The sequence below is a fragment of the Psychrobacter sp. DM4 genome (assembly GCF_051307035.1).
GTDB lineage: Bacteria > Pseudomonadota > Gammaproteobacteria > Pseudomonadales > Moraxellaceae > Psychrobacter.
The window spans coordinates 545,577-571,483 of record NZ_CP195536.1; the positions used below are offsets into that span (position 1 = coordinate 545,577).

A 25,907-nucleotide genomic window follows, 5' to 3' on the forward strand; every position below is an offset into this window, starting at 1 on the left:
TCCGATATACTCTCCATCTATCCTATCTCTAAATGATAGTGATGACTGAGTTGGTTTTTGAAGCTTTTGACTACAGCGAGACACTCTTTTAGGGCATCGCGCTCAAGCGCTGACAAAGTGATAGGATCTACTTGGCGTGCGTATTTATCATCGGTAGATAGCGCTACCGCTAAGCGCTGCGCCATAAAAAACTCCAGCGCCTCGGCTAGCGTCTCGGCGCGCTCTTTGTTGAACATACGGGCAGCGACCAAGGCTTTGAGTCGCTCCTTAGTACTTGTCACCTCAAAAATATCATGCTCAAGTGCTAAGGTGCGAATACCATGTACAAGCGGAAATAAGCCTGATTTTTTGAGATCAATGTCTCGGCGCGTGGGCTTACCTATCAAGGGTGCAAACTTTTGCCACCATTGACCAGTATCACCAAACTGTAAGGCTACGCGAGCAAACTGACGAACGAACATAGGCTCTGAGCGCTGATGCGCTATCTGCAAATGAGCCCGTATTTGCGTTAATAGATCTTTGTCCCCGCAGATATATTCGCCATCGAGTATTGAGGATAGATAAACACTATGCATAGGGTCAGTGTTTTTAAACCATAAACTGATTTGTGCTTTAAAAGATTTAAGCTCCTGTCGCCATATCGGATTATTCATCATGATATGACCGTCACATAAAGGATACCCTAATATGGACAACTGCTGGTTAAAGGTATCCGCAAACTTATCTAAATCAGGATGGATGTAACCGTCACGAATGATCAGCGCGTTGTCTTGATCTGTGCGCATGATTTGCTCTCCGCGACCCTCCGAGCCCATGACAATGACGCAGGTGTTTTCGATCACCTCTTTTGGTACTATTAGCTGCCACAGCTTAGTAAATACTTGTGCATTCAATTGCTGTACCATACGACTGACCACGCCGACTCTTACCCCGTTTTGCTGCTGGGCGCGAATATAGCGCCCAATCAGCGTCACCGCTTTATCCAAACTTGCCATATCGCGTGCTTGTTCAATCTCCATACTAATGAGCTGCGAGTGATGACTGACATAAGCGAGCATGTCGTTTTGTGCTAAGACTCCAATTACCTTATCATTACTATCTAAGACAGGTAGGCGGTGAATGCGGTAGCGCGTCATAGTCAATAGCGCATCGCCGATCTCACTATCGGCATTGATCGTATGCAAATCAAAGCTTGCATAGTGTAGGCAAGGAGTAGTGGCAGGGTCTCTTTGATCGCTCACTGCGCGGCAGATATCATGGTCGCTGAGCATACCTAAACTGCGATCAGAACCTTGATTTGCTAACGGGTCTGATAGCGTCTTATCGATAGGTTCGGTCTGCTTGGGCAGACGCACTAATACATGCTTAAGAGAGGCGTCAGTCATAGTACGCGCCGCTTGATACAAGCTACTATGGGCATCGACAATGTGTATGGGTAGCAAGGTTATATCAGTGACAGGTTGAAGCAAAATCTGCTGTACTTCTTGCTGAGCGGTATAACTGCTCGCGCCTGTATGTTGCGTCTGACGTCTGCTCTTTAGTGACTTTAGGCGCTCAGAGAGAGTATCAGAGAGCAGCTGACGTACTAGATGGTTTTGCGCCGCTATCTTATCGATAGTTGTACCATCGATTTGAAGTAACAGGGAGTCTTCAAGCGCACAAAATTGATAACGATTTAGCTGTTTTTGGGGGTCAATACTCAAATCAGGAGTACGGCGACTATCGAACCAGTCGTTGCTGTTTAGTTGTTCGGTAAGGTTGTTACCTAGATAGGTGGTAACCCGCTCATCACCTAAGCGCTGTTCAATTTGACCCTTTAGGACCACATAGAAATAGATAAAATCTTTATCAGCCAAGCACTCGTTTTGAGCCAAATAAATAACTTGAGTATGTTTTTTGACGCTTGAGCGCTCGTCATTACTTAGGACGTCAAAAGGCGGCTGAGTAAAATCAAGCTGAGTCATGACATCTTCCTTCTGCACACAACGCTATAGTAAATCATCTATCACTATAGCATTATCTGCATTCAAATCCACAATAACATCGTTGTTATCATAGCGTCATCTCACGACTATATTAGTATTACGAAAAAAGGTTACTTATGCCTCTTTTTACGCTGTAGCACCGAGCAGAGTGCGGATACGGCGAATAGCCTCGCCGCTTTCATCGACGCTCGCGACTAGTGCGATACGCACGTATCCTTGACCAGGATTGACACCGTCAACCTCTCTTGAGAGATAGCGTCCTGCGAGTGCATGAATATTAGCCTGCTCATACAAGGCTTTGACAAACCGCTCGTCATCCTCATTGAATTGCTCAGGTACTTTTATCCAAAAGTAAAAGCCTGCATCTGGCATACGCAACTCTAGTAGATCACCTAAGTCCTGCATCCACAGAGCAAACTTCTCTCTATAAAGCGTGCGATTGTGTGCCACATGCCTCTCATCCTGCCAAGCCGCTATCGATGCCAATTGATGGGGTATGGGCATCGCGCAGCCCTGATAAGTACGATATTGCACGTAGCTCTGTAGTATATCTCCATCACCTGCAATGAATCCTGAGCGTAGTCCTGGCAAATTTGAGCGCTTGGAGAGCGAATGAAAGACCACGCAATTTTTGAAATTATCACGGCCAAGCGCTGCACAAGCTTGTAGCAGTCCTATTGGTGCTTCATCAAAGTACAGCTCGCTGTAACACTCATCACTTGCGATAATAAAATTATGCTGATCAGATAGGCGGATAAGATACTCCCAATCCTCCATACTCATGATAGCGCCAGTAGGATTGTTAGGATTACAAACGAATAGGAGCTGCGTGCGCTCCCAGACTTCTTTGGGTACTGAGCGATAACTGCCTTTAAACTGGTTATCAGGAGTACAAGGCACAAAATAAGGCGTCGCTTGCGCTAGTATCGCAGCTCCCTCATAAATCTGATAAAACGGATTAGGCATCACCACCGTAGGACTTGCGTCAGCATCAGAGTTGTGATTGATTACTGCTTGTACAAAACTGAAGATAGCTTCGCGTGAGCCCATGACTGGAAGTATTTGAGAGTTTGGATTGATATGTTGCAAAAAGAATCGCTTCTCAAGCCAGTGCGCGATGGTTTGGCGCAGCTCAAACATACCATTGGTCGTGGGGTAGCTGGACAATTTGTCCAAGTTTTCCTGTAATACGTCCAGTACAAACTGGGGCGGCGTATGTTTTGGCTCACCAATACCAAGCTTTATCTCGCTGTAATCGATAGCTGGCATACTATCGGCAAGGAGTGATGCCATCTTTGCAAAGGGATAAGGATGTAAGTGCATTAAGTTGTTATTCATAAGAGTGCTGACTATAATAGACAATAAATAATAAAGTTATAAAGAAAAGTAACAATTGAGCAGTGTAGCACTTCTGCTATTTATTGTCTTTTTCTTCCCAAATTATTGTCATGACCTTGGTATCTACAAGCTCTATGACAGTGTGTTATGACTAACCTATTACAGCGTCAATCGTTGCAACATTGATACTTTCGTTTTGAGTACGTTCTATCGTAACTGGGGTGCTCTGAGGTTTGACTGTATTTCTATTATAGTCTGGCTCATAGCTTATAAATAACAAGTATGACAAACCGTTGTGACGCCGTCTGTAGCGCGCATAGTTTGATAGGCTAAGGATGATTGATATGACTGTCGTTTACAATCCAAACAATGTCGATAGCGATAATTTCAATATAAAAGACAACAGCACTGAACGCTGTGATCTTGTGTGCAATCATCTTAAAGCTCGTGAAGTGCAGTGGTGGCAGGCACGTAGACGTATAGTTACTCTCAAAGAGCGTCAAGTCTTTTGGTTCGGCGATAATAGTACAATGATGTGGTTACTGTGGCAACTGGTGGCTTATGTAGTGATCGCAATCTTGTTAATGCTCTCTGCAAGACTACTAGGTATCTCCTGGTCTTATTGGGGCTATATGCTGGTATTTGGTCTACAGACGATTTTTTTCTTTGGTATGTTCGCCTTCAAGGGTCATCTGGCTAATCGCATTCAAAATCGTATAGACAAGGCGGACATAACTTGTGAACAGGCTTTTAATGAGATGGTAGTTCTGGCCAAAGATAGCATTTTTGCTGATATTCATACCCAGTCGCCTATCTCTTTGATGGCTATCTACGAGCGCTACGATGCTCAGTTGCATCTAGCTAGTTTACGTTGTTTGTTACAGGGCGAGGTTGAGTCTGGTAGGCTCATTATTAAACAAAAGCGAGTGGATGCCGATATCTTGCCTATAGACCTTGCTGATAAAGATCTTGCCAAACATGCTACTGAAATATTATACCGAAGTACGCTATAAATCGATTAGTATGACGTTTTAAGTTTAAAAAAGCCTTGTAATCTACAAGGCTTTTTTTGTCTAATAACTCAATGTTTCATCGCTTTTATAAGCTTATATTATGAGTTGCTCTATGTTTAATATCGAGACTGTCTATCAAAGCATCCTTTAATGAGCCAAGTTTATCAGCAGACAGAGGGTTATCATCTTGATCACTGATGTAGAACATGTCCTCAGCGCGCTCACCTAAAGTGGTAATACGTGCTGCATGGATCTCTATTTCTTGCTCTAAAAACACTTGACCGACTCGCGACAATAATCCTGGCTGATCCAAGGTCTGTAAGCTCATGATATGCTGGTTTGATGCCTCATTAAACTCAAAGCCTATAGTCGTTGGTACCTCAAAGTGTCGAAGCTGACGCGGTATGCGTTTATGAGCAAGCTTAGGTACCGTCGGGTTTTTGAAGGCATCAATTAAGCGCTGTTTTAACTTTTGTTGATTGTCCTCATCTGCAAGCAGCGTACCACTGCGATCTAAGAGCACATAAGAGTCCAAAGCAAAATCACGAGTTGCGGTAATAATACGCGCATCCAAAACATCTAAATTCATCTGATCAAACACCGCCATCGTCACCGCAAACAGATTGGCTTGATCTTGCGTGTACACGAAAACTTGCACCGCATCGAGTGCCAGTTCGCGATGCTCGCGTAGCACCACTAAGGGCATGCTATCAGCATCAGAGGCTCGCCCGATTGGCGGGTGGTTCAAGATGGCCTCTGTATGCCAAAAGATATCCTCTGCAATCTCACGCAAAAAATACTCATCGCCTAGATCATCCCATAGCCTTAGCACCTCATCACGATTCATATGCTGATTATCGGCATCATCTAACATCGTTAATGCTTGCTTATAAGTGGCCTCAATCATATCTTTGCGATTGTTGGGCGCATCGATATCAGCGCGCAAGATGCGACGCGTTTGCGAATATAGCTGCTTCATAAGAGTGGCGCGCCAGCTATTCCACAGCTCAGGATTGGTCGCATTCATGTCAGCGACGGTGAGCACATATAGATGGTTAAGGTGAGTGACATTACCGGTTAAATTTGCAAATATAGTGACCACTTCAGGATCTGAGATGTCCTTTTTCTGTGCGGTCATCGACATCAATAGATGATAGCGGGTCAACCAGCCGACAAGGTTGGCATCTGCTAGGCTCATACCATGTTTCAAGCAAAACTCAATGGATTCTATTTGGCCAAGCTCACTATGATCGCCGCCGCGACCTTTGGCAATGTCATGGAACATCGCCGCTAGTACCAATATCTCTTTGCGCTCAATACGCTGAAAAATAGCACTGACCAATGGGAAGTCTTGACTATAAGCTGGATCAGTAAAGCGGTGCAAAATACGAATCAAAAACAGCGTATGCGCATCGACAGTATAGCGATGGAACAAGTCATATTGCATAAGACCTGTGACTTGGCCAAAGGCGGGAATGTAATTGCCTAGTACGCCATAGCGGTTCATAGTACGCAGACGACGGAACAGATAGTTTTGCTCTTTTAGGTTCGCCAAAAACAGTTGCTGGTGCTCAGGGTTATCACGGTAGTTTTGGTCGATACCGCGTGCGGCGATCTTTAGCGCGCGCAACGTGCGGGTGCGCACCGTCTTGATACCATGCTGTCCCATAAGCAAAAACATCTCAAGAATCGCCTCAGGATGCTGAGCAAAAACGCGGTGATGCGATATGGCGATCTGATCGCCGATCTGATTGAAATGTGCATTAAGAGGCCGTTTACGCGGGCGCTCCTCATTGGGTAGTTCAGGCTCTATGATAGTCTCGTAATAGTGGTTGGTCAGCATCTCAGACAGCGTCGATATCTGCATAGCGCAGCGGTAATAATCACGCATAAAACGCTCAACTGCTGCATTAGGCTCGTCATCTGGTTGCGTCTCATAGCCCATGCGCTGGGCGATGTCACGCTGATAATCAAATAATAGCTTGTTCTCATTACGGCCAGTCAGCTCGTGCAAGTGATGACGTATCTGCCATAAGTAACTCTCGGAAAACTTTAACTCATCGAACTCCTTTTCGGTCAAAAAATTCTGCTGAACCAGATCGTAAAGCTTGCTGATGCGAAAATGGCTTTTAGTTACCCAGCCGATAATATGGATATCACGCAAGCCGCCTGGTGCAGCTTTAATATCGGGTTCTAGATTATATTCAGTCCCATTGTGGCGCAGATAACGCGATTTGGCCTCGCCTGTTTTAGCCTCAAAAAACTCACGCTGCGACCACTGTTCACTAACCACGCGGCGAGGTATCGATTTGAGATCATCATTACCGATTAGTAGTCTAGCTTCTAATAAAGCGGTGGCAATAGTCTGATCACTCACCACTTCTAAGCAGTCAGCGATGCTACGTACAGAGAGTCCAGGCTCAAGTCCAACATCCCACAACATAGCGACCAATTGATCAATCTTGGTGCTGACCTCTGCGGTAATCTCTTTAGGCATTAATAATAAAATATCAATATCTGAGTACAAGGATAATTCGCCGCGACCATAACCTCCGGTTGCAAATAGCGCCAAGTCTGTCTCATCTAATTTGAACCATAAAAACAATGAGATCAGTAGCTCGTCAATGGCACAAGCACGAGCCGCGACCAGTTGACGAATATTTACCCCGCGCTCAAGCGCTCGACTGATATCTTCATTAATTTGTGTGAGCCACTCAGGAATGCCAAGCAGGGACTTTCTGCTTGTATCAGTGACTGTCAACAAAGGTGTTTTCATCGTAGCATCTGGTGGCAGCAAAGAGGGTAGTGGCGTGATATATACAGAGGCAACATCGCAAGTAAACATGAAGATTGTCCCATTAAAAGTTTATAGCTGAGGTAATGGTATTAAAAATAATAATATCAAAATAGGAGAATAATAAATTCAAAAAAAAGACCGCCTAAGCGATCCTTTATAGTACTACTGAATCAAAAAACTCAAATCTTCTTCTGGACGCGTGGTAAAGACCTCACAGCCATTGTCTGTTACGACCATTGTATGCTCCCACTGCGCGGACAGCTTACGATCTTTGGTGATAGCAGTCCACTCATCAGGCAGTATCTTGGTCTGCCATGTGCCCTGATTGATCATAGGCTCAATGGTAAAAGTCATACCGGTCTTTAATTCAAACCCTGTGCCTTTTTTGCCGTAGTGCATCACTTGCGGCTCATGATGAAACTCATTACTAATACCGTGACCACAGAACTCGCGCACGATACTAAAGCGCTCAGGCTCAACGACTTCTTGAATAGCGGCGCCTACATCACCTAAACGCGCGCCATCTTTTACGACACTCATACCTGCGTACAAGGCTTCTTGTGCCACCTTACAGATACGCTCTGCCATGATAGAGCCGTTACCGACGATCCACATTTTTGAGGTATCACCATAATAGCTATCTTTGATGACGGTCACATCGATATTGATGATATCGCCGTCTTTGAGTAGTTTACTCTCAGTAGGAATACCATGACAGACCACATGATTGACTGAAGTACAGATCGACTTTGGGAAGCCGTTGTAATTGAGCGGTGCGGGAATAGCTTGCTGCTCATTGACAATATAATCATGAGCGATTTGATTAAGCGCTTCGGTACTGATGCCTACGCGGACGTGTTTATCCAACATGACAAGTACATCGCTGGCAAGCTTACCAGCAACACGCATTTTTTCGATAGCCTCTGGAGACTGAATTAAAGTTTTTTTAATCATTATTATTAATCTTATCGTTGTGAAAATATAAGTTGATTGACTACATCAAATTATAGCATATACGCATAATTTATATAATTAACGCTGTACTAATGACTTTGATATAGATTTCAAAAGAAGCTTACTAATCAGATGTTTACAGTTGACTAGAAAGTCATCCTTTTGTAATCACTAAACCAGATTATCTGTTGAATGTTACGGAGTTTACAAGTAATGTAAGTATCACTATCAAATGGATTGATAGTTGTTTTTGATACCCTATGTGCTATTTACTTTGTAAATGGTTGTACTTTGAATAGGCCAGTACAAAAACTACCGTCCCGTCCCAACGACAAGGAAGTTGCTATGAAGCTGAACGCTTATTTATCTGCTGCGATCTCATCAAGTAAATTTTTACCAACCTTAGGTGCTCTAGGTACCGGTCTACTTCTTATGAGTATGCCAACCATCTCCGCTCAAGCCGCTGGAAAACATTATAACTGCGCCAATGCGAATGGTTGTAGCGTAGTTGAAAGTAGATACTTTACCTCTAAGTATACCCAAACTCAATATCCTATAGTGATGGCCCATGGACTTGGCGGCTTCACGTCGTTGTTTGGTGTTATTGACTACTTCAATGGTATCCCTGGATCACTAGTAAGGGGTGGCTCAGAGGTATATACCACCAAAACGTCAGCTGTTAATAATAGTGAAATTCGTGGTGAGCAGCTACTACAGCAAGTCAAAACAATCTCAGCGATCTCAGGCAAGCCTAAAGTCAATCTATTTGGACACAGTCAAGGCGGTATCGATATCCGCTATGTCGCGGGTGTTGCTCCAAGATACGTCGCTTCAGTAACAGCCGTGTCAAGCCCAGAGCAAGGCTCTAAAACGGCAGATTTTGTCAAAGCTACGCTTGAGCCAAGCAACAATGATGACTCTGGTGACAATCTAAATCTAGGCACAGAGCTGGTTGCGGGTCTGTTTAACTTGATTGGCGGCTTTACCGATATTGGTTCTGGTATTAGCTATAACGAAATACAAGAGCAAGATGGTTGGCAAACGTTGGTCGCTTTATCTACTAGCGGCGCTGCTACCTTCAATGCAAAATTCCCAGCAGCGATGCCCACGAGTTATTGCGGTCAGCCAGCCGATACTGAAGTCAACGGTATCAAATACTACTCATTTAGTGGTGTCGGACAACTGACAAGCATGCTTGATCCTACCGATTATCTGCTAGCAGCAACCAGCATTCCGTTTCTTCTCGAGGCCAATGATGGATTGGTCTCGAAATGCTCAAGTCGTTTGGGTAGAGTGATCCGTGATAACTATAGAATGAATCATTTAGATTCAGCAGACCAAGTATTAGGAATGGCATCATGGGGTAGCTCTGAATCCAAGTCTGTCTATCGTGCGCAGGTCAACCGTCTCAAAAATAGTAGCCTTTAATAGCGTCACAAGCAGACTATCGCTTTGAGTCTACTGGTACGATATAGAATCAGGGTCAACTCAGTTGACCCTGATTTTTTTACATTAAATATCTACGCCTATTTATCTTACTTTTTGAATTTGGGTTGTACGCTTGATACTACCTTACCGTCATGATAGTTACAGTAAATTCAGTGTCGCAAGTACGCAAGTCACTATTATATTTCCTATAATTTAGTACTGTAATTGACCTAATTTATACAATAAGGCATCTTAATTATGTCAAAAAAATATCGCGTTCCCTATTTTGCGCTCGTCATTATCGCTATTGTCATCGCTGTCACTATAGCTGTTATCTTGTGGTTTAAACCTGATAAAAGTGCTGCTACTGTCTTAGCAGACACCTCAACCACCGTCAGTAACGGCTCTACTAACGCAATGACGGATATGTCTGATCCTTATAACGGGCTTGAGGTCTCATCCACGCAGACTAATACTGAATTTACCACAGGTTTAGAGCGTCTGCCATCCTCATTACAGGGCACACAAGTGGATGGCGAGATCATCATCGATGACAACAAGCAGTTGGTTGTGACCGAAGGGTTACGACGCTTGTTTGATTATTTCTTATCAGCGATGGGTGAGGAGGATGAGGCGACTATCCTTGCGCGTGTGGAGAGCTATATCCGTCATCACACCCCAGAACCTGCTGCCAGCCAAGCTGTTGCAATATTCAATCAGTACGTCAGCTATCTAAAGCAGCTATCAAAAATAGAGGCGAGCTATGGTAACTTACAACTGCAAGCGACCAAGGCAGGAGCATTGGATCTCAATGTCGTCGGCCAGCGCAAGCAAGACGTCAGTAACCTCCGTAAGCAGATTTTTGATGATGAAACTATAAAGGCGTTTTTTAGTAGCGATGACAGCTATGATGAGTACAGTGTTGCCATGCTAGAGATCGAACAAAATCAGCTGATGTCTGATATGCAAAAAAACGCGGCTCGTCAAGATTATGTTAGTCGAATGCCTGATGGTGATATCAAATCGAATATCAAGCAACAAGCAAACATAGGCGAGCTGATTGAGCGTACTGAACAGATGAAAGCAAAAGGCGCCTCCGCCCAAGAGCTATACAATATGCGTCGCGAGTTAGTCGGTGCACCAGCGGCAACGAGACTTGCTAAGATTGATGTCGAGGATGCTAATTTTGATCAGCGTTTTATGCAGTATCAAGCGCAAAAGCAGCAATTGCTAACTCAAAACCCAGATAACGCACAAATTCAGATCAATCAGCTAGAGCAGCAATTGTTCGATGACGCTGAACGTAAGCGCTTGACAGGATATGCTGCTCTAAAACAGGAGAGTTTAGACTCAAATTAACATTAAATAACTTTTAGTAAGATAAAAGACAGTTGTGATTAATCTTCAGATAAGTTACGGTTGTTAATGGAAATACGAGTTAACATCGTAATTTTGACAAAAAGCATCAATAACACTTTTTGTAGTAAAATACTAACCAACGGATTTAATTAAAACACTTAGGGAGCTTCAATGAAAAACATGACCAAAGCACTTATGACCGGTATCGTAATGATGACTATGTTAGTCGGTTGCCAGTCTATGATGGCACAGCCAACCAGTCAGCCTGATATTACAGGTACAGACGTTATTTAGTTCTTATTAGCAGCAGTATCAGTTCAATGACCTCACAACTTAGTGGGGTTTTTTATTGCCTTTTTATTAGCTGATAGCAGGTCTGTGTTTAGCTGACAAGTACGGATAGCAAAACGCTTATAATAAGAAACAGAGTAGAGGCTAACTCCATACAGGATAGACGATGACAGTGATACCTTAGTCAGGCACAATAGATACATTGTTTCGTTTTACAAGTAGAACAATGAACTGATAATCATATGAAAGCACCAATATCATTAAATTAAAACTATAATTTTATAGGAGACACTATGAATAGTTTAACTAAAATCCTTATGGCAAGTACCTTTGCGGCTGGCATGTTAGCAGGGTGTCAAACCATGTCAAACGTCAGCGCGCCGATGGCTCAGCCTATCACATCAAATACTCTACAAGCTTATAATTGGCAGCTTGTTGATGCCAAACGTGCAAATGGTGAGCAAGTGTCCCAGCTGTTTTACAATTCAGCCAAACCCTTAACCTTGAGCTTCTTTAAAAATGATGGCACCGATCGCGTCACCTTTATGAATACTTGTAATAATATGGGTGCTGAATACAAGGTCGTAAACAGTAATGTTGAGTATGGCAATATAATAAGTACTTTGATGGCTTGTCCTGAGCCTCAAGCGAGCTTTGATACCGCAGCGATGGCAATAGTACAAGGAAAATATAGCATTAATAAGAATGCCGATAATCTACCTATCTTGACGATTCGCAATAACGATCAAGTGGCTTATTTTAAAGCGGTCTCAAAATAAACGTTGGAAAGAACCCAAAAAGCATCTTTAACAATAACGCCTCGCTAGTAAGTGAGGCGTTTTTTTGCAACAATTGCGTTACACTAGAATCATTCATAGTCATGATGACCCTCTACTGGATGCAATATATGCCAAAGCCGCACCTTTATAACAGCTTCAAGATACTGGCACTCACCGCCGCCGCTATTCTCAGTGGCTGCCAGACTCTCTCTAGTACAGCTCCCAAGACAACGTTAGATACCGGTACTAATAGTCCGCTTACCGCTGCCATGCCCGTGATGGATCGCACAGGACGTATCGCTTATGTTGAAGAGCAAGGCGTAGGCGCTGCCAAAATATCGACGCTCTATAGTATTCGACCTGATGGTAGCGATCGGCAGCTGATAGAGCAGTTAAACGGCTATATTTATGCGCCAGCATGGTCAGCGGATGGTCGATTGCTCGCCTATAGCAAGCAAGCCATGCGCGAGCCGCCCAAGATTTATATTTATGATCTTACTCAGCAAACGCGCAACTTAATCGTCAATAGCAATGGCAGTAATCTATCTGCTTCATTCTCGCCTGATGGTCAAAAGATGCTTTATACCTCGACAGTAGGCGGTAACGCTGATATCTACGAGCTATCATTGAACGACGGCAGTACGCGTCAATTGACAACGCTACCGAGTACCGAGGTACAACCTAGCTACGCCGCAGACGGTAAGAGCTTCGTTTATGTCAGCGACAAAGTCCGTGCTGGTCGCCCGCGTATCTATCGTTATGACTTTGCGACTAGTAGCGCCTCCTTGATAGCGACCAATGGCTATGCAGCAAGTCCGCAGCTAAGCGGTGATGGTCAGCGTATGGCTTATCTCAATGGACGCAAAGCGGCAATCATGACCCTCGCGACAAGGCGGGTTGTCGATCTTGCCGAAACGGGTCTCGATGAGCCTGCACGTCTGTCTCCTTCTGGGCAGTATGCGGTCTATCCTACGCGTAGCAGTTTAGTGATTGCCTCATTGACAGGTGGCAATAGTTACACGATTAGTAGTCAAGCAGGTACGGTTATACGTTCGCCGATTTGGGGTCGCTAGTAGGATACAAGCAGTGAATAGAGCGTTTATCTATCAGCGGTAAGTTTTCTTCATTATGCTATTTATTCTCTATATAATGACTAACAAAGAAACATAAGTTGAGAACAAAGATGTGAGTTTGAAGCTAGATTCTGTAGACTGTACTCAAAATAAGCAGCGTCGTCAGTATGGGCTTATGTAGCAGAGTAAGAGTTAATTACCATCAATCAAGCCGTGTGTAAGCTAAGACTGGCTGTATAAGTGCTAAACGTAGGAGTACAGCATGCAAGACAATTTTTTGATATTCATCACCAAAATCAGCCTATACCCGACGATTGTCTTTACAGGTTTAGTCATGTTTGTCACTCTGTATTGGCTCGTGTCTTTATTGGGCATGGTGGATATGGATGCAATAGATGTGGGTGAAACTGGTGATGTCTCTGACTTATCCTCGGTAGGATTCTTCTCAGGGTTACTGCTGAAGTTCGGCCTATACGGTGTGCCGCTCATTATTATCTTAACGCTCGTAAGCTTGATCGGTTGGTTACTGAGCTACGTTTACACAAGCTTGCTACATCAGTATTTTAGTTCAGGTCTCTTGTACTGGGTATTTGGTACAGGCGCATTGCTATTTGTGCTGGTAGTAGCCCTGTGGCTCACTGGCATTATTATCGCTCCGATTCGCAAAAACATTGCCAAAATCCCCAAGCGCAATGCTAGTAGTAATATCGGTAAGATCGCCGTTGTACGTACGCTTAGCGTCACTGATAAACATGGTGAGGCTGAGCTAAATGATGGCGGCGCAGGACTGATACTCAAGATTCGTCCTGACATCAATGAGCATGGGTACTCGCTCAAACAGGGCGACAAGGTGTTATTGGTTGAGTATCTAGAGCATGCTAATACTTACCGAGTCGAGCGGGTTGAGGACAACTTACGCTAAACAACGACTAGCGAAACAATAGCTAGTCAAAAGAATACTAGCTCAAACGAGTAACACTTATCGTGATTGCGATTTTATTTTTATAGTGGCATAGCCTGTTTTAATTAGAGGAATGAATATGGACATACTTATTATCGTCGGCGTGGTTGTGGTGCTGGCGTTTGTTTTCATCATGGCAGCGCTTTTGATGCTCAAAGCTTTTTACGTCAAGGTCGAGCAGGGCAAAGCACTGATCATTAACGGCGTAAACAAAATCGCTGTGCGTTTTGATGGCGGTTTTGTTTGGCCGATCATCAACAAAAAAGAGCTCATGCGCATCTCGCTTATTACGTTAGAGGTCGATCGCCGCGGTAAAGAAGGACTGATCTGTGCCGACAACATGCGCGCCGATATTACCGTCGCCTTTTATTTAAGGGTAAATGAAACCGAAGAAGACGTGCTTAAAGTTGCCAAATCCGTGGGCGTTGAGCGTGCCTCAGATAAAGTGGCAGTAAACGAGTTATTCAATGCAAAGTTCTCTGAAGCACTAAAAACGGTTGGTAAGCAGATAGATTTTGTCAAATTATTTGAGAACCGTAGTGAGTTTCGCGACAGTATCGTCCAAGAAATCGGTAATGATCTTAACGGTTATGTCCTAGAAGATGTCGCGATCGATTATTTGGAGCAAACGCCAAAATCCTCACTGGACTCGAGCAATATCTTGGATGCTGAAGGTATCAAAAAGATCACTCAGCTCACGGCCATGCAAAACATCATTACCAATGAGCTTGAGCGTGACGAAGAGCTGGCGGTAAAGAAGAAAAACGTCGAAACCAGAGAGGCTATGCTGGAGCTTGAGCGTCAACAAGCCGATGCTGAAGCCAAACAACAACGTGAGATCTCTTCGGTAATTGCACGTGAGACTGCTGAAACCCGTAAGATTGAAGAAGAAGAACGCAAAAAGTCTGAAACGGCGATCATTGTGGTTGAGCAGGACTTGGCAGTACAGCGCGAAAACCAACAGCGTGAAATCGAAGTCGCTGAACAAAATCGTATGCGCGCCGTTATCATCGAGCAAGAAAAGGTTACTCGAGCACAGGATTTAGAAATTGTCTCGCGTGAGCGTGAAGTCAACTTGCAACGAATTGAGGCTGAAAAAGCGATTGAGCTTGAGAAAAAAGAGATCGCCAATGTCATCCGTGAGCGTATCGTCGTCGACAAGTCAGTAGCGCAAGAAGAAGAGCGTATTAAAGAAGTACGCGAAGTCAGTGAAGCCGATCGCGACAAGCAAACGCGCGTGTTAGCAGCTGAGGCGGAAGCCGAAGAAGGCAAAGTGCGTCAAGTCAAAAAGGCGGAGGCAGAAGAGTTATCTGCTAAGCACAAAGCGGTTGAAATCATGACCCTTGCCAATGCCAATCTAGAAGCCGCTGCAAAAGACTCAGAGGCCAAGATAAAAATGGCTGAAGGCACCAAAGCGGAAGAATCAGCGCGCGGTTTTGCTGAAGCGGCTATTCAAGAAGCTAAAGCCAGCTCACTTGAAAAAGAAGGTCTTGCCAAAGCCAATATCATCAAAGCGACTGGACAAGCGCAAGCACAATCTGATCGTGAAATTGGTATGGCTGATGCCGAGATCATCGCGGTTCGCGGTGAGTCGAATGCCAAAGCTGAGCGTGAAGTTGGACTGGCCAAAGCCGAAGTTACGCGTGCGCACTTCCAAGCCGAAGCCGATGGTTTGGTCGAGAAGTTCAATGCGATGGGTAGCATGAGCACTGAGGCGCGCGAGCACGAAGAGTTCCGCATGGGACTTGAAACCGCGCTACAAGAAGCGATGGCCTCTATCCAAGCCGGTAAAGAGATCGCCAAAGAAAATGCTGAAGTGTTAGCAGTGGCGCTACAAAAAGCCAAAATCGATATCGTCGGCGGGGAGGCGCATTTCTTTGATAACTTCGCCAAGTCACTATCTATCGGCAAAGCTATCGATGGCCTTGCAGGCAAGTCTGATACTTTGAGCGGTATTATCAATACGATGATGGCGAGTCAGTTGAGCGGTAAGACCAATAAGTCTAGTAACGACGATTCTGATAACAAGCCTGCTTGATAAGGTTGTATCACTAAAAATCTGCCGCTTAGGTGGCAGGTTTTTGGTGATAGGTTGGGTCTTTGACACAGCCTACAAAAACAGCATATCAAAATTTATGACATGACACAGTCTATGGTTTAGTCGTAGGGTGCATTCCATGCACCATGCACTATGATAGTGTGATAATAGACAGTCTTATTTAAAAGATTTTCCCTGCTTAACGCGGCAGTGCTTTTTCATGGCTTTTAGGTGCTTAAAAAGCACCCTACCTATAATTTATAAAACGTTTTTTTAGACTAGCCCAAACTTTATCTTATAAAATTATAATAATTCTCTATTGCCCAATATAAAGTGGACGACTCATAATGGCGGATACGCAAAACCCAAACCCTTCTCATAGCCCAGATAAGAACCAGCAAAAGACGCAAGCGGACCAAACCGATCAGGCCGTGGCTTCAGGTAATGCTTATGAGCTGATCAAAAAACGCCTAACTGAGCAGGGTAATCGCTTAGAGGTGCAAACGGCTACGTTGAACAACGCGCGCTTACAAGAGTTTGGCAGTACGCAAATGCAAGTCATTGCGCGTACCCGTATCCGTACCGAATACAACTGCGTCGCACAGGATATGGTACAAGTCGGCGACTACTTGCTGTTTGGCTATAATGTCTTTATGGGGCTCAAGCGCGCGAGCACTGTCAAAGATGTGCTATCGCTCTACCGCTTGACCGAACCTAGTAATAAAAGCAATGCTCAAGTTAGCGTTGATGACAACAGCAGTAATGCAGCCACTGATACGGCCGGAACCTTTACACAAGTTAAGTCTACCGCGAGCAGGGACAATGATTATCAATTAGAAGAAGTTGATTTGGCGGGTACGTTTTTGGCGCAAGATAATTTTGTGCAAGACTTTAATGAGCTGTATCGCTATTACAAACAAACCCGTCTCATTCAAATAACGGTCAAAGACAGCAAACTACTACTAGCGTTTCAGATTGGCGAGCGCATTACCGATATTCGAGTGTTTCGATTTGCACTAGACTTCAGCGAAGGTACTCCTGAGGCGGCGCGTGTCGCTTATGTAGACAACCGTGGCGAGCGCGATATCGAACTGCCTCCTGCTTATGATTTTGATTGGATTGAGACTACCCGTGATCAGATGATCAACGGCAAGTATCCGCACATGAATATCTTGGATACAGTCTTTGTGGAGACCATAGGCGGTGATCTGACTATCAAAATAGAAGACAACACCCAATCAGGGCAAGGGATCTATAGCGAGTCGGTGAGTGATAGTACTCAGTCGCTCACCGATGCTGAAATTCATTATGCCAAAGTTGGCAGTTTAATACTGCTCAAAATCCTGCCTTACCGAGAGGACAATTACCGCTATTTTGTCTATAACACTCTGACCGAGACGGTATTACGCTTGGATGCTATTGGGCAATCTTGTGTGCAATTGCCTGAGGATCATGGCATTATTTTCCCAGGCGGTTACTACCTACAGACGGGCGAGTATAAGCTATTCGATAGTAGCAATGGCGATGGCAATACGAGCAGCAGTACTGGTAAGAGTCTAAAGTTTAAGCGCCGTATCGTCTCACCTAATGGTGAAGATGTGCTGTTTTTATTTTATGACAGAGACTTAGGAGTCACTGGGTTATTCCCTTATAACCTCATCAAAAAACAATTAGCAAACCCTATCTATTGTAATGGTATGGCACTGGCTGAAAACGGTCGCTTAGTACTGTTCAGCGCGCAAAGCGACGCCTCACGTATTCATCCAATGCAGATATGGCACACGCCTTACGCCTCACAAGAGTATGTCAGCGAGCTGCCAGAGAGCACTAGCTTTTATGGCAAGATTGGCAATAAGGAGCTAGTACGCGGTATCTCAGACCTATATAGCATCACCCGCCTCATTGATAATCAAAGCGTCTCACAAAAACTCTATGAGGAACTCGCTGATAATACCAGTCGCCTATTCGACAACTATTATTGGTTGTCTGAGCCTGACTTAACTGAGATTGCGGGGAGTATCAAGGAAGTCACTGCGACCGCTGAGCTGGTCATTGATGAATTTGCCAAAGTACAGAGCATCCAAAAGCAAACTCAAAACGCGCTAGCGGAAGCTGAAACCAAACAGAACGAAATCGTACGACAAATTAAAATCACGACCTTTGAGAGTGCGAGTGATTACGTCGATCAGTTATCAAATATCAGACGTCAAAAAGGCCATTTAGTCAGCTTAGAGGACTTGCGATATTTAGACGGCGAAAAACTAGAGACGCTACAAGGCCAGTTAGAAGACGCCGAAGCTAATCTCGCTGAGCAAACCGTGGTCTATTTAAGCGCAGATAAAGCGCTATCGAGTTACGATGAGCTATTAGTAGACGTCAACGAGCGCCTTGAGACGGCAGAGACCAATAGCGAGCTAAAACCTGTACTGGAGCAAATAGACAATACCGCGCAGGGATTGGATTTGCTAACCGAATTGCTCGGCACTTTAGATGTCGCCGATGCTACCGTACGTACGCAAATTATCGATGATATCTCAGCTATTTATTCACGCCTCAATCAAAGCAAAGCCAAGCTTAACCATAAACGCAAAAACCTTGGTTCAGCTGAGGCAGTTGCCCAGTTTGGCGCGCAGTTCAAGCTCTTTACGCAGTCGATCGCCAATGCCTTGTCGATTGCCAATACTCCTGAGAAGTCCGATGAGCAAATGGCCAAGTTACTGGTGCAATTAGAGGAGCTGGAGAGTCAATTTGCGGATCCTGAGACCAATAGTGGCGATCAGTTCTTAGCTGATATTATCACCAAGCGCGAAGAGATTTACGATACCTTTGAGAACCATAAACAGCAACTGCTCGATACCCGTAACCGTAGAGCGCAGAACTTAGGCGATGGTGCACTACGGATGCTTGAGAGCATCAAAAAGCGTACCCAAAGTACCGGGGTTACCGGCTTTATCGAAGAGGAGGCGCTCAACACTTACTTTGCCTCTGATGGCCTAGTACAAAAAGTACGCGGTATCGCCAAAAGCTTGCAAGAGATGGGCTTTAGCGTCAAAGCCGATGATATCAATGCGCGCCTAAAAGCCCTTCAAATTGAGAGTTATAAGAGCCTCAAAGACAAGTCCGACTTGTTCGAAGAGGGCGGTCAAATTATCAAACTAGGCAGACATCGTTTTTCTGTCAATACTCAGCCATTAGATTTGACCTTGCTCAGTCGCGGGCACAACGACGGTACACGCATTCTGAATTTACATCTAACGGGCACAGACTATTACGAAGTGCTCGACAATGCTGAATTAAACGCCTTGCGTCCCTTTTGGGATATGAACATCGCCTCAGAGTCCGACAAAGTTTATCGTGCTGAATATTTGGCCTATAGCATCATCGAGAGCGCCAAAAATAGCCAAGACTGTCTGACTGAGGCGCGTCTATATCAGGCTTATGACGACACCGCTAGCGCTCTTAATAGCAGCGTCAGTAATACAGGCAATATTGACGACAGCCCACTTGCTAAACTAGTCAAAGCTCATGCTACGCCGCGCTATCAACTTGGGTACGACAAAGGCATTCATGATCATGACGCCACACGGCTGCTGATGCAAATATTGCCAACACTGCGCGATGCCGGACTGCTGATATATACCCCACAAGTACGGGCGCTCGCGCAAGTGTTTTATTGGCAACTGGCTATCGTAAGGGCGCTCGGTCTGAGCAGTCTTAAGCAATACGGCTATTATGATCAGTGGCTCGATGACGTGCTACTTATGCGTATCGACAACTGGACTGACAGAGCCATGACCGCCGAGCAGCTGCGCCGCACTCTAGGTAGTGACACCGCCAAGGCGTTGCTAGTGGAAGATATGACGCAAGTGATGCGCCGCTTTGTCGCCGCTTATAGCGATAATAGCATCACCAGTACTAACGGCACTAATAAAGAAGATAGCAAGGCTAATACTACCTTTGATAAGGAGCTGGAGACTAGCGGCATCCACAACGCCAATATTTTTAAGCAAAGCTATGTGGCTTTAGCTTGTGAATATTTAGTTAGCGTCATGGGTCAAACTGCTGATAGTAATGCAAGCTTAAGTACAGATCTAAAATCTGCTGCAAGCAAAAGTATCAAATGGCAGACGAGCAAGCAAGCGCAGGACTTGTGCAAACAGTTAGTAGAGACAGTCAGTAAAACCAGTACTGACGTTAGTGCTTCTTCCGCTAGCAACAAGGCGGGTTTTGAGCAGCTCCAAGTCGCGGTAGGCAAACTTGGCTTTCAGCCTAAATCTGCTTATGAGTTATTAGCGACTTGGTTCCATGCGCTACTCGATAAAGCCTATGCCAATAGCAAAGATGCTAATGCTAATAGTGATAGCAATGAGCTTAGTGAAGAACAGCGCGCCGAGCGTGAGACTCAAAACGTACGACGTCAGCAACACTTACAGAGCGGTCGTCATTATGTGCCTGAAGCTATCGCAATTATGCTCACCCAGTTCAATGATGCTCAGCGCGAAACTTTAGTGCAGCGTCTTATCGACTCGGGTGCTAGCTTTGAGAATGGGGCGGCAAACGCTTCATCACGCTTATCCTTTAGCTCGGCTTCTTCTTTAACTAGTAGTAATAACCCGCTCAATCAAGTGCAAAGCTTTGAGCGCGGCACAGGTGAGGTCGCGCTTGAGATTCAAGTTGATAATTTGCTCGGCGAGCACGAGCGTATTCACAGCCAGACGCTCAGCTTTGCACTTGATGACTTCTTAAGCCGCTTGCATCATCATGAAAGCCAAGTTATTCCTGCTTATAGACGCTATCTCGCTATGCGCTCCGAGATCTTGCATGAAGCCCGCGAGGCGCTACGACTGGACGAATTTATGCCGCGTCCATTGTCCTCCTTTGTGCGCAACCGTTTGATCAATGAGAGCTATCTGCCGCTCATCGGTGATAACCTTGCCAAGCAAATGGGAACGGTCGGCGAAGATAAGCGTACTGATCTGATGGGTATCCTGATGATGATATCGCCGCCAGGGTACGGTAAAACGACCCTGATGGAATATGTAGCAAACCGTCTCGGTCTTATCTTTATGAAGATTAACTGTCCGTCACTCGGTCATGATGTGACCTCGTTAGATCCCGAAAAAGCACCCAATGCGACAGCGCGTGAAGAGCTAAATAAAATTAATCTTGCCTTTGAGATGGGCAATAATGTCATGCTCTACTTGGATGATATCCAGCATACGCATGCTGAATTTTTGCAAAAATTTATCTCACTTGGCGATGGCACGCGCCGTATCGATGGCGTCTGGCAAGGCAAGACTAAAACCTATGACATGCGCGGCAAAAAGTTCTGCGTGGTCATGGCAGGTAACCCATACACCGAAAGCGGTGAGGCCTTTAAAGTGCCTGATATGCTCGCTAACCGTGCTGATATTTACAATTTAGGCGATATCATGAGCGGTATGGAGGAGGTCTTTGCACTCAGCTATATCGAGAACTCGCTCACCTCAAACAAGGTCCTTGCGCCTCTTGCTAATCGCGATTTGGCAGACGTGCATCGTTTGATTAAGATGGCAAAGGCAGACAATCCTAGTCTAGCGCAAGTGCAAGCTAGCGAGCTGACCTATCCGTATAGCACCTCGGAGATTAACGAGATCATCGCTATTCTGCGCCATATGTTCACTGTGCAAAAGGTGATCCTTGACGTTAACCAAGCCTACATCGCCTCGGCATCGCAAGATGATAAATACCGTGTTGAGCCGATATTTAAGCTCCAAGGCAGTTATCGTAATATGAATAAGATGACCGAAAAACTATCAGCAGTCATGAATGATAATGAGCTGAACCAATTAATAGACGATCACTATTTAGGTGAGTCGCAACTGTTGACCCAAGGCGCAGAAAGCAACTTGCTCAAACTTGCAGAGATGCGCGGCGAGCTTGACGATGCCGAAGCTGAGCGCTGGGCGCAAATCAAAGCCGACTTTTTGCGTAATAAAGCGATGGGCGGGGAGGACGGCGACGTTGGCGCTCGTATCGTCGCGCAACTGGTCGATCTTGCCAGCGGCTTCAATGCTATCAGCAGTCAGTTTGATACTTACCTTAGTCAAAACGATCCTGAGCAAACAGCGCGTCTTAGAGAAGCATCAGAACAAACAAAACGAGACGCGCAGCTTGAATCACAAAAACTACTCGCCGACAGCGTTATCACGGGTTTTGTAGATAACGCCAAAGTCGTCAGCGACAGCATCGATAATGGCTTTGGGAAAAGTATGAATCAGCTCATGCAAATCTATAAGCATGACCACGATGCTGAGGTGGCAGAAGGTGAGTCCCTCAAGCAAAATCAAGAGATGCAAAAAGCACTCATGGTGCAATTGGTCAGCGCAGTTGAACAATTAGCGCAGCAAATGGCTCAAAGTCTATCGAGTGGTGCTGACAATCAAGCCTCGAACACCGATCTCACTGAGCAAACCGCGTTACTGGTAAATGTGCTCAAGCAAGCGCTAGAGCCACTCACCATGCGACTAGACGAAAAGCTCGCCCTCGATACCAGCACGGAGCAATCGGGCAAGCTCATCGTTAACAGTCTTAATCAACTTAACAAAATATTTGATGAGCACCGCTCATAGAGTAGGGTACAAGGAAAACTATGGCACACAAAAAAAAGAACGTCCGCAAAAAAGAGTGCCCCGTCTGTGAGCGCGAGTTTAGTTGGACTAAAAAGCTCGATAAAAACTGGGAGAGTATGGTCTATTGCTCAGATCAATGCCGCCGGGTTAAGACCTATGAGAATGTAGAACATAAGAAAGGATAAAACCATGGCACATAAAAAGGAAAACCTACCGCAAAAAATCTGCCCTGTATGCCTGCGTCCTTTTACTTGGCGTAAGAAGTGGGAGAAGGATTGGGACAACGTTGTTTATTGTTCTGAGCGTTGTCGGCGGGGGAAGGATAAAGCGGATTGAATCAGAATTAGGATAAAAGAAGACCGCCACGTTTTCTAACCCAATGTTGCCAGAGGAGGAAGATAGAGGTGGTGGTGCTTCTTACATATAATTATAAAAAAAGTATAGTGAACGTAATAGCTTGCATGCTTATTAAGCTATTTTTCTAATAAAATAGTCATATCTATCTTGAATATGATTTTCTTTGAAAGCTCCTTTAATAGATTGTCTCAAAAATACTTCTAAGTCCTTTTGCGTAAGAATCATAACTAATCCTGCTTGATTTCTATTAGCTAGATTCGATAAATGATTAAAATAAGAGTTTTTAATCTCATCACCACGAAACACTATAATTCCGAATTTACCTAAAGTATCGTTTAAGTAATAACCCATTTGATGAAAATCGTCTGATTTTAATTCTGTATAGTTTTTACATTCCCAAACAATTTGGGTAGCACCATATTTATTGCGAATCATTTCCCAAAAACCATCTGTTGCTCTGTTAGATGCAACCCAGTCTCTAATACTAGAACCTTCATGAGTCCTTTCTGAAGGTTGAACATTGACTAAAGAGCGGAAAAAGCATAGTTTTATAATTTCGCCAGTAATATCTTCAAACTCTTTTGCTCCAGAAGTTCCTGTGGGAAGATCTTTAAGTCTTGCAAGGAGGTCTTCTAGAGTTATTTTATAATCATCTAACTGAAAACTTTCGGGTATATCTTCTAATAATCCTTCGACCTTTAAACTAGTATCATCTTTCAAATCAGTAATAAGTATAGGCTGTAGATTTAAGGCTTTATGATAAGTTGGATGAATTTCGAAAATACTACTATTACCTATAGCAGGTTTTGCGTTTGATTCTTTTCCTGATTCCTTATATTGAACGGTCTTATTTCGTTGAATTCCAATAAAACCTATTCCATACATTATTTCGATAAACCTAAAAGGAGTTGCGTTTTCAAATAACCAGTCTTTACAATATTTATTAATCATATCGTTAATCAAAAGCTTTTGAATGAAGTCTTCTATTGCGTTTAGCGTAAACTTGTTACCAAGTCCATAAAAATATTCTAATACAAAGCTAATATTAGGATAATTCTCAGCAAACTCATCACCTAAATCTTTAAGTCTGCTTGTGCTATATCTAATAGAAGCACTTTCCAAATTTTAATTGTAATTTTGGGGTTTCCACTGTTTATAGCATTGTCTATTGCGTAACTACAGAGCATAAGAACATCTCTCGGTCTATGCTGACAAAGTGACATAACTTGTGTTTGCGTATTGAAGTTGGAGTTAGTATCATCGAAAAAATAACTCCAAGCTTCACCACCTAGTTTTGGCTTTGTTGTGAAGGGTTTGACCAATCTACGTTCTACAAGTTCTATTAACTTTTTCTGAGACCAGTCTAGGAAAACAGAAGATGTTTCTAGTCTTGAAAATTCATTGTCCATGGCTCTAATTCTATCGTAAATATTTTCTCTTATAAAAATTAAAGGTCTTATGAAGTCTGTTGTGGCTCTTAGTCTTACTGAAGCGTGCATCAAAGCCATTAAACAAATTATTGCTGATTCGGAACCATCCCAAGATTCATCAAGACGATCGATAACTATTATAAAGTTGAAACTATTATTGGTAGCTATATTATTAGCTTCTTTAGTTATTTCACTACTACGTTTTACTTGTCTTAGCCATAGCTTTGAATTCTCTTTCGTGTATGCTTCGAATATCTCATCTGTTAAATTTAGAACTCTTTGATCAAAATCACAATTCTCGATTAAACCGCGTTCGCGATTGATTTGTCCATATTTTTTGTCAAATTTAAATAAATTTTGATTAGTCCATGTTTGGATTACTTCATCAATCAAAGCTCTTTCCATAGAACACATTAGAGATTTAAATGGTCTTTGTCTTGTATCTAAAAAAGCTTCATGTTCCAAAGGTAGAGTAATCAAATCGAAGATTTGAGGAGCTAAATGGATTGTTCTCGGGAATTTGCGTTGAACCTCAAAGGTCAATGCTGTTTTACCAGCGCCACGACGTCCAATAAAAAAGCAATCAGTTGATTTTTCGTCTAAAGAACTAATAGTAGAAGGTGTGGATACGAATAATGCGTGGTCCTTTCTTATGATATCGTATTCTGCAAAAGCCTCTCCTAATCTAACTTTAGTCAATGCATTTTTAGGTAATTGTACTTTTCCCATAATGAACTCTCCAATATGTTTTTAACTAATATCATTAAAACCAATCAACCACGACTAAACCTTCTACACGCTCAAACTCTTTAGTATTATGCGTCACCAAAGTAGCGTTATTAGCAAGAGCGCAGCCTGCTATTTGTATGTCATAAGGGCCGATAGGTTGACCTTGACGTTCAAGTGTCGCTCGAATATGTGCTGAAACCTCTGCTTCTTTACGACCAAATGGCATGACTTGAACTTGTTTTAAAAGAGTAGATAATTGACTCAAACGTTTATCAGGGCTAGTAGATTTTTGAATACCGACATTCAGCTCGTAAAGTACAACAGTAGGAATGATAATTTCATGCGGATCATAAGAGTAAAGGTGTGAGGCAACTTGCCCCACACCTTTGAAAAAGTAAATTAGCGTATTTGTATCTAAAACATAGCTCATAGGGATTCACGCTCGGCGTCATTACCTTGAGTATCATGAATCTCATCCAAACTTGGAAAATCAGCCCAACTACCAGCCAATGCTTTGACTTCTGGTGACCATCCTTGATGCTGTTTAACTTGTCGCTTAACAAACTGACTTAACCAGAGATCAGGCGCTATGTTTTCAGAATTAGCCATTTGATAAACAATAGCTTCAACTTCTTCGTCTAGCGTTAAAGTAATTTGGCTCATCTTAGTTCTCCTTCTATCTACATATAGTTATAAACTATATAGGGTTATATAGATAAACTCCATCATCTTTAATTCAGATAGATAAAAGCAAAAGCGGGATT

17 protein-coding genes and 1 pseudogene are annotated in these 25,907 nt (G+C 43.8%); 11 read left to right on the top strand and 7 right to left on the bottom strand.

The window, feature by feature from the left end; genetic code table 11:
* Positions 1 to 17: 17 nt before the first annotated feature.
* Both ACR64G_RS02395 and dapC read right to left on the bottom strand, forming a co-directional pair.
* On the bottom strand, positions 18 to 1,964 hold the full coding sequence (locus ACR64G_RS02395; RefSeq protein ID WP_435979962.1) for a DUF294 nucleotidyltransferase-like domain-containing protein: 1,947 nt from the start codon (positions 1,962 to 1,964) through the stop codon (positions 18 to 20).
* Positions 1,965 to 2,111: 147 nt separating this feature from the next.
* Positions 2,112 to 3,323, bottom strand: coding sequence for a succinyldiaminopimelate transaminase (dapC, locus tag ACR64G_RS02400; protein WP_435979963.1), 1,212 nt, complete (start codon positions 3,321 to 3,323; stop codon positions 2,112 to 2,114).
* A gap of 344 nt (positions 3,324 to 3,667) precedes the next feature.
* Here dapC and ACR64G_RS02405 point away from each other — a divergent pair, with 344 nt between their 5' ends.
* Complete coding sequence (locus ACR64G_RS02405) at positions 3,668 to 4,336, top strand: hypothetical protein (RefSeq protein ID WP_435979964.1); 669 nt, start codon at positions 3,668 to 3,670, stop codon at positions 4,334 to 4,336.
* A gap of 85 nt (positions 4,337 to 4,421) precedes the next feature.
* On the opposite strand, the gene glnD is transcribed toward ACR64G_RS02405, so the two are convergent.
* Both glnD and map read right to left on the bottom strand, forming a co-directional pair.
* Positions 4,422 to 7,181, bottom strand: a complete 2,760-nt coding sequence (gene glnD, locus ACR64G_RS02410) for a [protein-PII] uridylyltransferase (protein WP_435979965.1) — start codon at positions 7,179 to 7,181, stop codon at positions 4,422 to 4,424.
* Positions 7,182 to 7,295: 114 nt separating this feature from the next.
* On the bottom strand, positions 7,296 to 8,087 hold the full coding sequence (map, locus tag ACR64G_RS02415) for a type I methionyl aminopeptidase (RefSeq protein WP_435979966.1): 792 nt from the start codon (positions 8,085 to 8,087) through the stop codon (positions 7,296 to 7,298).
* Between the two features lie 345 nt (positions 8,088 to 8,432).
* Here map and ACR64G_RS02420 point away from each other — a divergent pair, with 345 nt between their 5' ends.
* The 10 genes from ACR64G_RS02420 to ACR64G_RS02465 all read left to right on the top strand — a co-directional run bounded on the left by ACR64G_RS02420 (position 8,433) and on the right by ACR64G_RS02465 (position 22,963).
* The gene (locus tag ACR64G_RS02420) at positions 8,433 to 9,515 is read left to right on the top strand and encodes an esterase/lipase family protein (protein ID WP_435979967.1); all 1,083 of its coding nucleotides are present in this window, start codon (positions 8,433 to 8,435) and stop codon (positions 9,513 to 9,515) included.
* A gap of 258 nt (positions 9,516 to 9,773) precedes the next feature.
* Positions 9,774 to 10,874: a lipase secretion chaperone gene (locus tag ACR64G_RS02425; RefSeq protein ID WP_435979968.1), complete on the top strand. Its 1,101-nt coding sequence runs from the start codon at positions 9,774 to 9,776 to the stop codon at positions 10,872 to 10,874.
* 171 nt (positions 10,875 to 11,045) lie between these two features.
* Positions 11,046 to 11,168, top strand: coding sequence for a hypothetical protein (locus ACR64G_RS02430; protein WP_435979969.1), 123 nt, complete (start codon positions 11,046 to 11,048; stop codon positions 11,166 to 11,168).
* Positions 11,169 to 11,458: 290 nt separating this feature from the next.
* A complete protein-coding gene (locus ACR64G_RS02435; RefSeq protein WP_435979970.1) occupies positions 11,459 to 11,944 on the top strand; it encodes an META domain-containing protein in 486 nt (161 codons plus the stop codon).
* Between the two features lie 128 nt (positions 11,945 to 12,072).
* Entirely contained in the window at positions 12,073 to 13,017 is a 945-nt protein-coding gene (locus ACR64G_RS02440) for a Xaa-Pro aminopeptidase (protein WP_435979971.1), read from the top strand.
* A gap of 262 nt (positions 13,018 to 13,279) precedes the next feature.
* Positions 13,280 to 13,939: a hypothetical protein gene (locus ACR64G_RS02445; RefSeq protein ID WP_435979972.1), complete on the top strand. Its 660-nt coding sequence runs from the start codon at positions 13,280 to 13,282 to the stop codon at positions 13,937 to 13,939.
* Between the two features lie 118 nt (positions 13,940 to 14,057).
* Positions 14,058 to 16,016, top strand: a complete 1,959-nt coding sequence (locus ACR64G_RS02450) for a hypothetical protein (RefSeq protein WP_435979973.1) — start codon at positions 14,058 to 14,060, stop codon at positions 16,014 to 16,016.
* 347 nt (positions 16,017 to 16,363) lie between these two features.
* The gene (locus tag ACR64G_RS02455) at positions 16,364 to 22,627 is read left to right on the top strand and encodes a DNA repair ATPase (protein ID WP_435979974.1); all 6,264 of its coding nucleotides are present in this window, start codon (positions 16,364 to 16,366) and stop codon (positions 22,625 to 22,627) included.
* A gap of 20 nt (positions 22,628 to 22,647) precedes the next feature.
* Complete coding sequence (locus tag ACR64G_RS02460; protein WP_317200807.1) at positions 22,648 to 22,812, top strand: DUF2256 domain-containing protein; 165 nt, start codon at positions 22,648 to 22,650, stop codon at positions 22,810 to 22,812.
* A 4-nt stretch (positions 22,813 to 22,816) separates the two neighbouring features.
* A complete protein-coding gene (locus ACR64G_RS02465) occupies positions 22,817 to 22,963 on the top strand; it encodes a DUF2256 domain-containing protein (RefSeq protein WP_435979975.1) in 147 nt (48 codons plus the stop codon).
* A gap of 132 nt (positions 22,964 to 23,095) precedes the next feature.
* On the opposite strand, the pseudogene ACR64G_RS02470 reads toward ACR64G_RS02465, so the two are convergent.
* The 3 genes and pseudogenes from ACR64G_RS02470 to ACR64G_RS02480 form a co-directional block, all read right to left on the bottom strand.
* A pseudogene (locus ACR64G_RS02470) lies at positions 23,096 to 25,143 on the bottom strand (P-loop ATPase, Sll1717 family).
* 34 nt (positions 25,144 to 25,177) lie between these two features.
* A complete protein-coding gene (locus ACR64G_RS02475; RefSeq protein WP_435979976.1) occupies positions 25,178 to 25,573 on the bottom strand; it encodes a type II toxin-antitoxin system VapC family toxin in 396 nt (131 codons plus the stop codon).
* Positions 25,570 to 25,806 (bottom strand): hypothetical protein, encoded by a 237-nt coding sequence (locus tag ACR64G_RS02480; RefSeq protein ID WP_435979977.1) that lies wholly within the window; start codon positions 25,804 to 25,806, stop codon positions 25,570 to 25,572. The genes ACR64G_RS02475 and ACR64G_RS02480 overlap by 4 nt, the downstream gene beginning before the upstream one ends.
* Positions 25,807 to 25,907: the final 101 nt, after the last annotated feature.

What these genes read in the sequence shown, in the direction of transcription:
- ACR64G_RS02395 (WP_435979962.1), bottom strand. Translation starts at nt 1,964, where the DNA reads ATGACTCAGCTTGATTTTACTCAGCCGCCTTTTGACGTCCTAAGTAAT.
- dapC (WP_435979963.1), bottom strand. Translation starts at nt 3,323, where the DNA reads ATGAATAACAACTTAATGCACTTACATCCTTATCCCTTTGCAAAGATG.
- ACR64G_RS02405 (WP_435979964.1), top strand. Translation starts at nt 3,668, where the DNA reads ATGACTGTCGTTTACAATCCAAACAATGTCGATAGCGATAATTTCAAT.
- glnD (WP_435979965.1), bottom strand. Translation starts at nt 7,181, where the DNA reads ATGTTTACTTGCGATGTTGCCTCTGTATATATCACGCCACTACCCTCT.
- map (WP_435979966.1), bottom strand. Translation starts at nt 8,087, where the DNA reads ATGATTAAAAAAACTTTAATTCAGTCTCCAGAGGCTATCGAAAAAATG.
- ACR64G_RS02420 (WP_435979967.1), top strand. Translation starts at nt 8,433, where the DNA reads ATGAAGCTGAACGCTTATTTATCTGCTGCGATCTCATCAAGTAAATTT.
- ACR64G_RS02425 (WP_435979968.1), top strand. Translation starts at nt 9,774, where the DNA reads ATGTCAAAAAAATATCGCGTTCCCTATTTTGCGCTCGTCATTATCGCT.
- ACR64G_RS02430 (WP_435979969.1), top strand. Translation starts at nt 11,046, where the DNA reads ATGAAAAACATGACCAAAGCACTTATGACCGGTATCGTAATGATGACT.
- ACR64G_RS02435 (WP_435979970.1), top strand. Translation starts at nt 11,459, where the DNA reads ATGAATAGTTTAACTAAAATCCTTATGGCAAGTACCTTTGCGGCTGGC.
- ACR64G_RS02440 (WP_435979971.1), top strand. Translation starts at nt 12,073, where the DNA reads ATGCCAAAGCCGCACCTTTATAACAGCTTCAAGATACTGGCACTCACC.
- ACR64G_RS02445 (WP_435979972.1), top strand. Translation starts at nt 13,280, where the DNA reads ATGCAAGACAATTTTTTGATATTCATCACCAAAATCAGCCTATACCCG.
- ACR64G_RS02450 (WP_435979973.1), top strand. Translation starts at nt 14,058, where the DNA reads ATGGACATACTTATTATCGTCGGCGTGGTTGTGGTGCTGGCGTTTGTT.
- ACR64G_RS02455 (WP_435979974.1), top strand. Translation starts at nt 16,364, where the DNA reads ATGGCGGATACGCAAAACCCAAACCCTTCTCATAGCCCAGATAAGAAC.
- ACR64G_RS02460 (WP_317200807.1), top strand. Translation starts at nt 22,648, where the DNA reads ATGGCACACAAAAAAAAGAACGTCCGCAAAAAAGAGTGCCCCGTCTGT.
- ACR64G_RS02465 (WP_435979975.1), top strand. Translation starts at nt 22,817, where the DNA reads ATGGCACATAAAAAGGAAAACCTACCGCAAAAAATCTGCCCTGTATGC.
- ACR64G_RS02475 (WP_435979976.1), bottom strand. Translation starts at nt 25,573, where the DNA reads ATGAGCTATGTTTTAGATACAAATACGCTAATTTACTTTTTCAAAGGT.
- ACR64G_RS02480 (WP_435979977.1), bottom strand. Translation starts at nt 25,806, where the DNA reads ATGAGCCAAATTACTTTAACGCTAGACGAAGAAGTTGAAGCTATTGTT.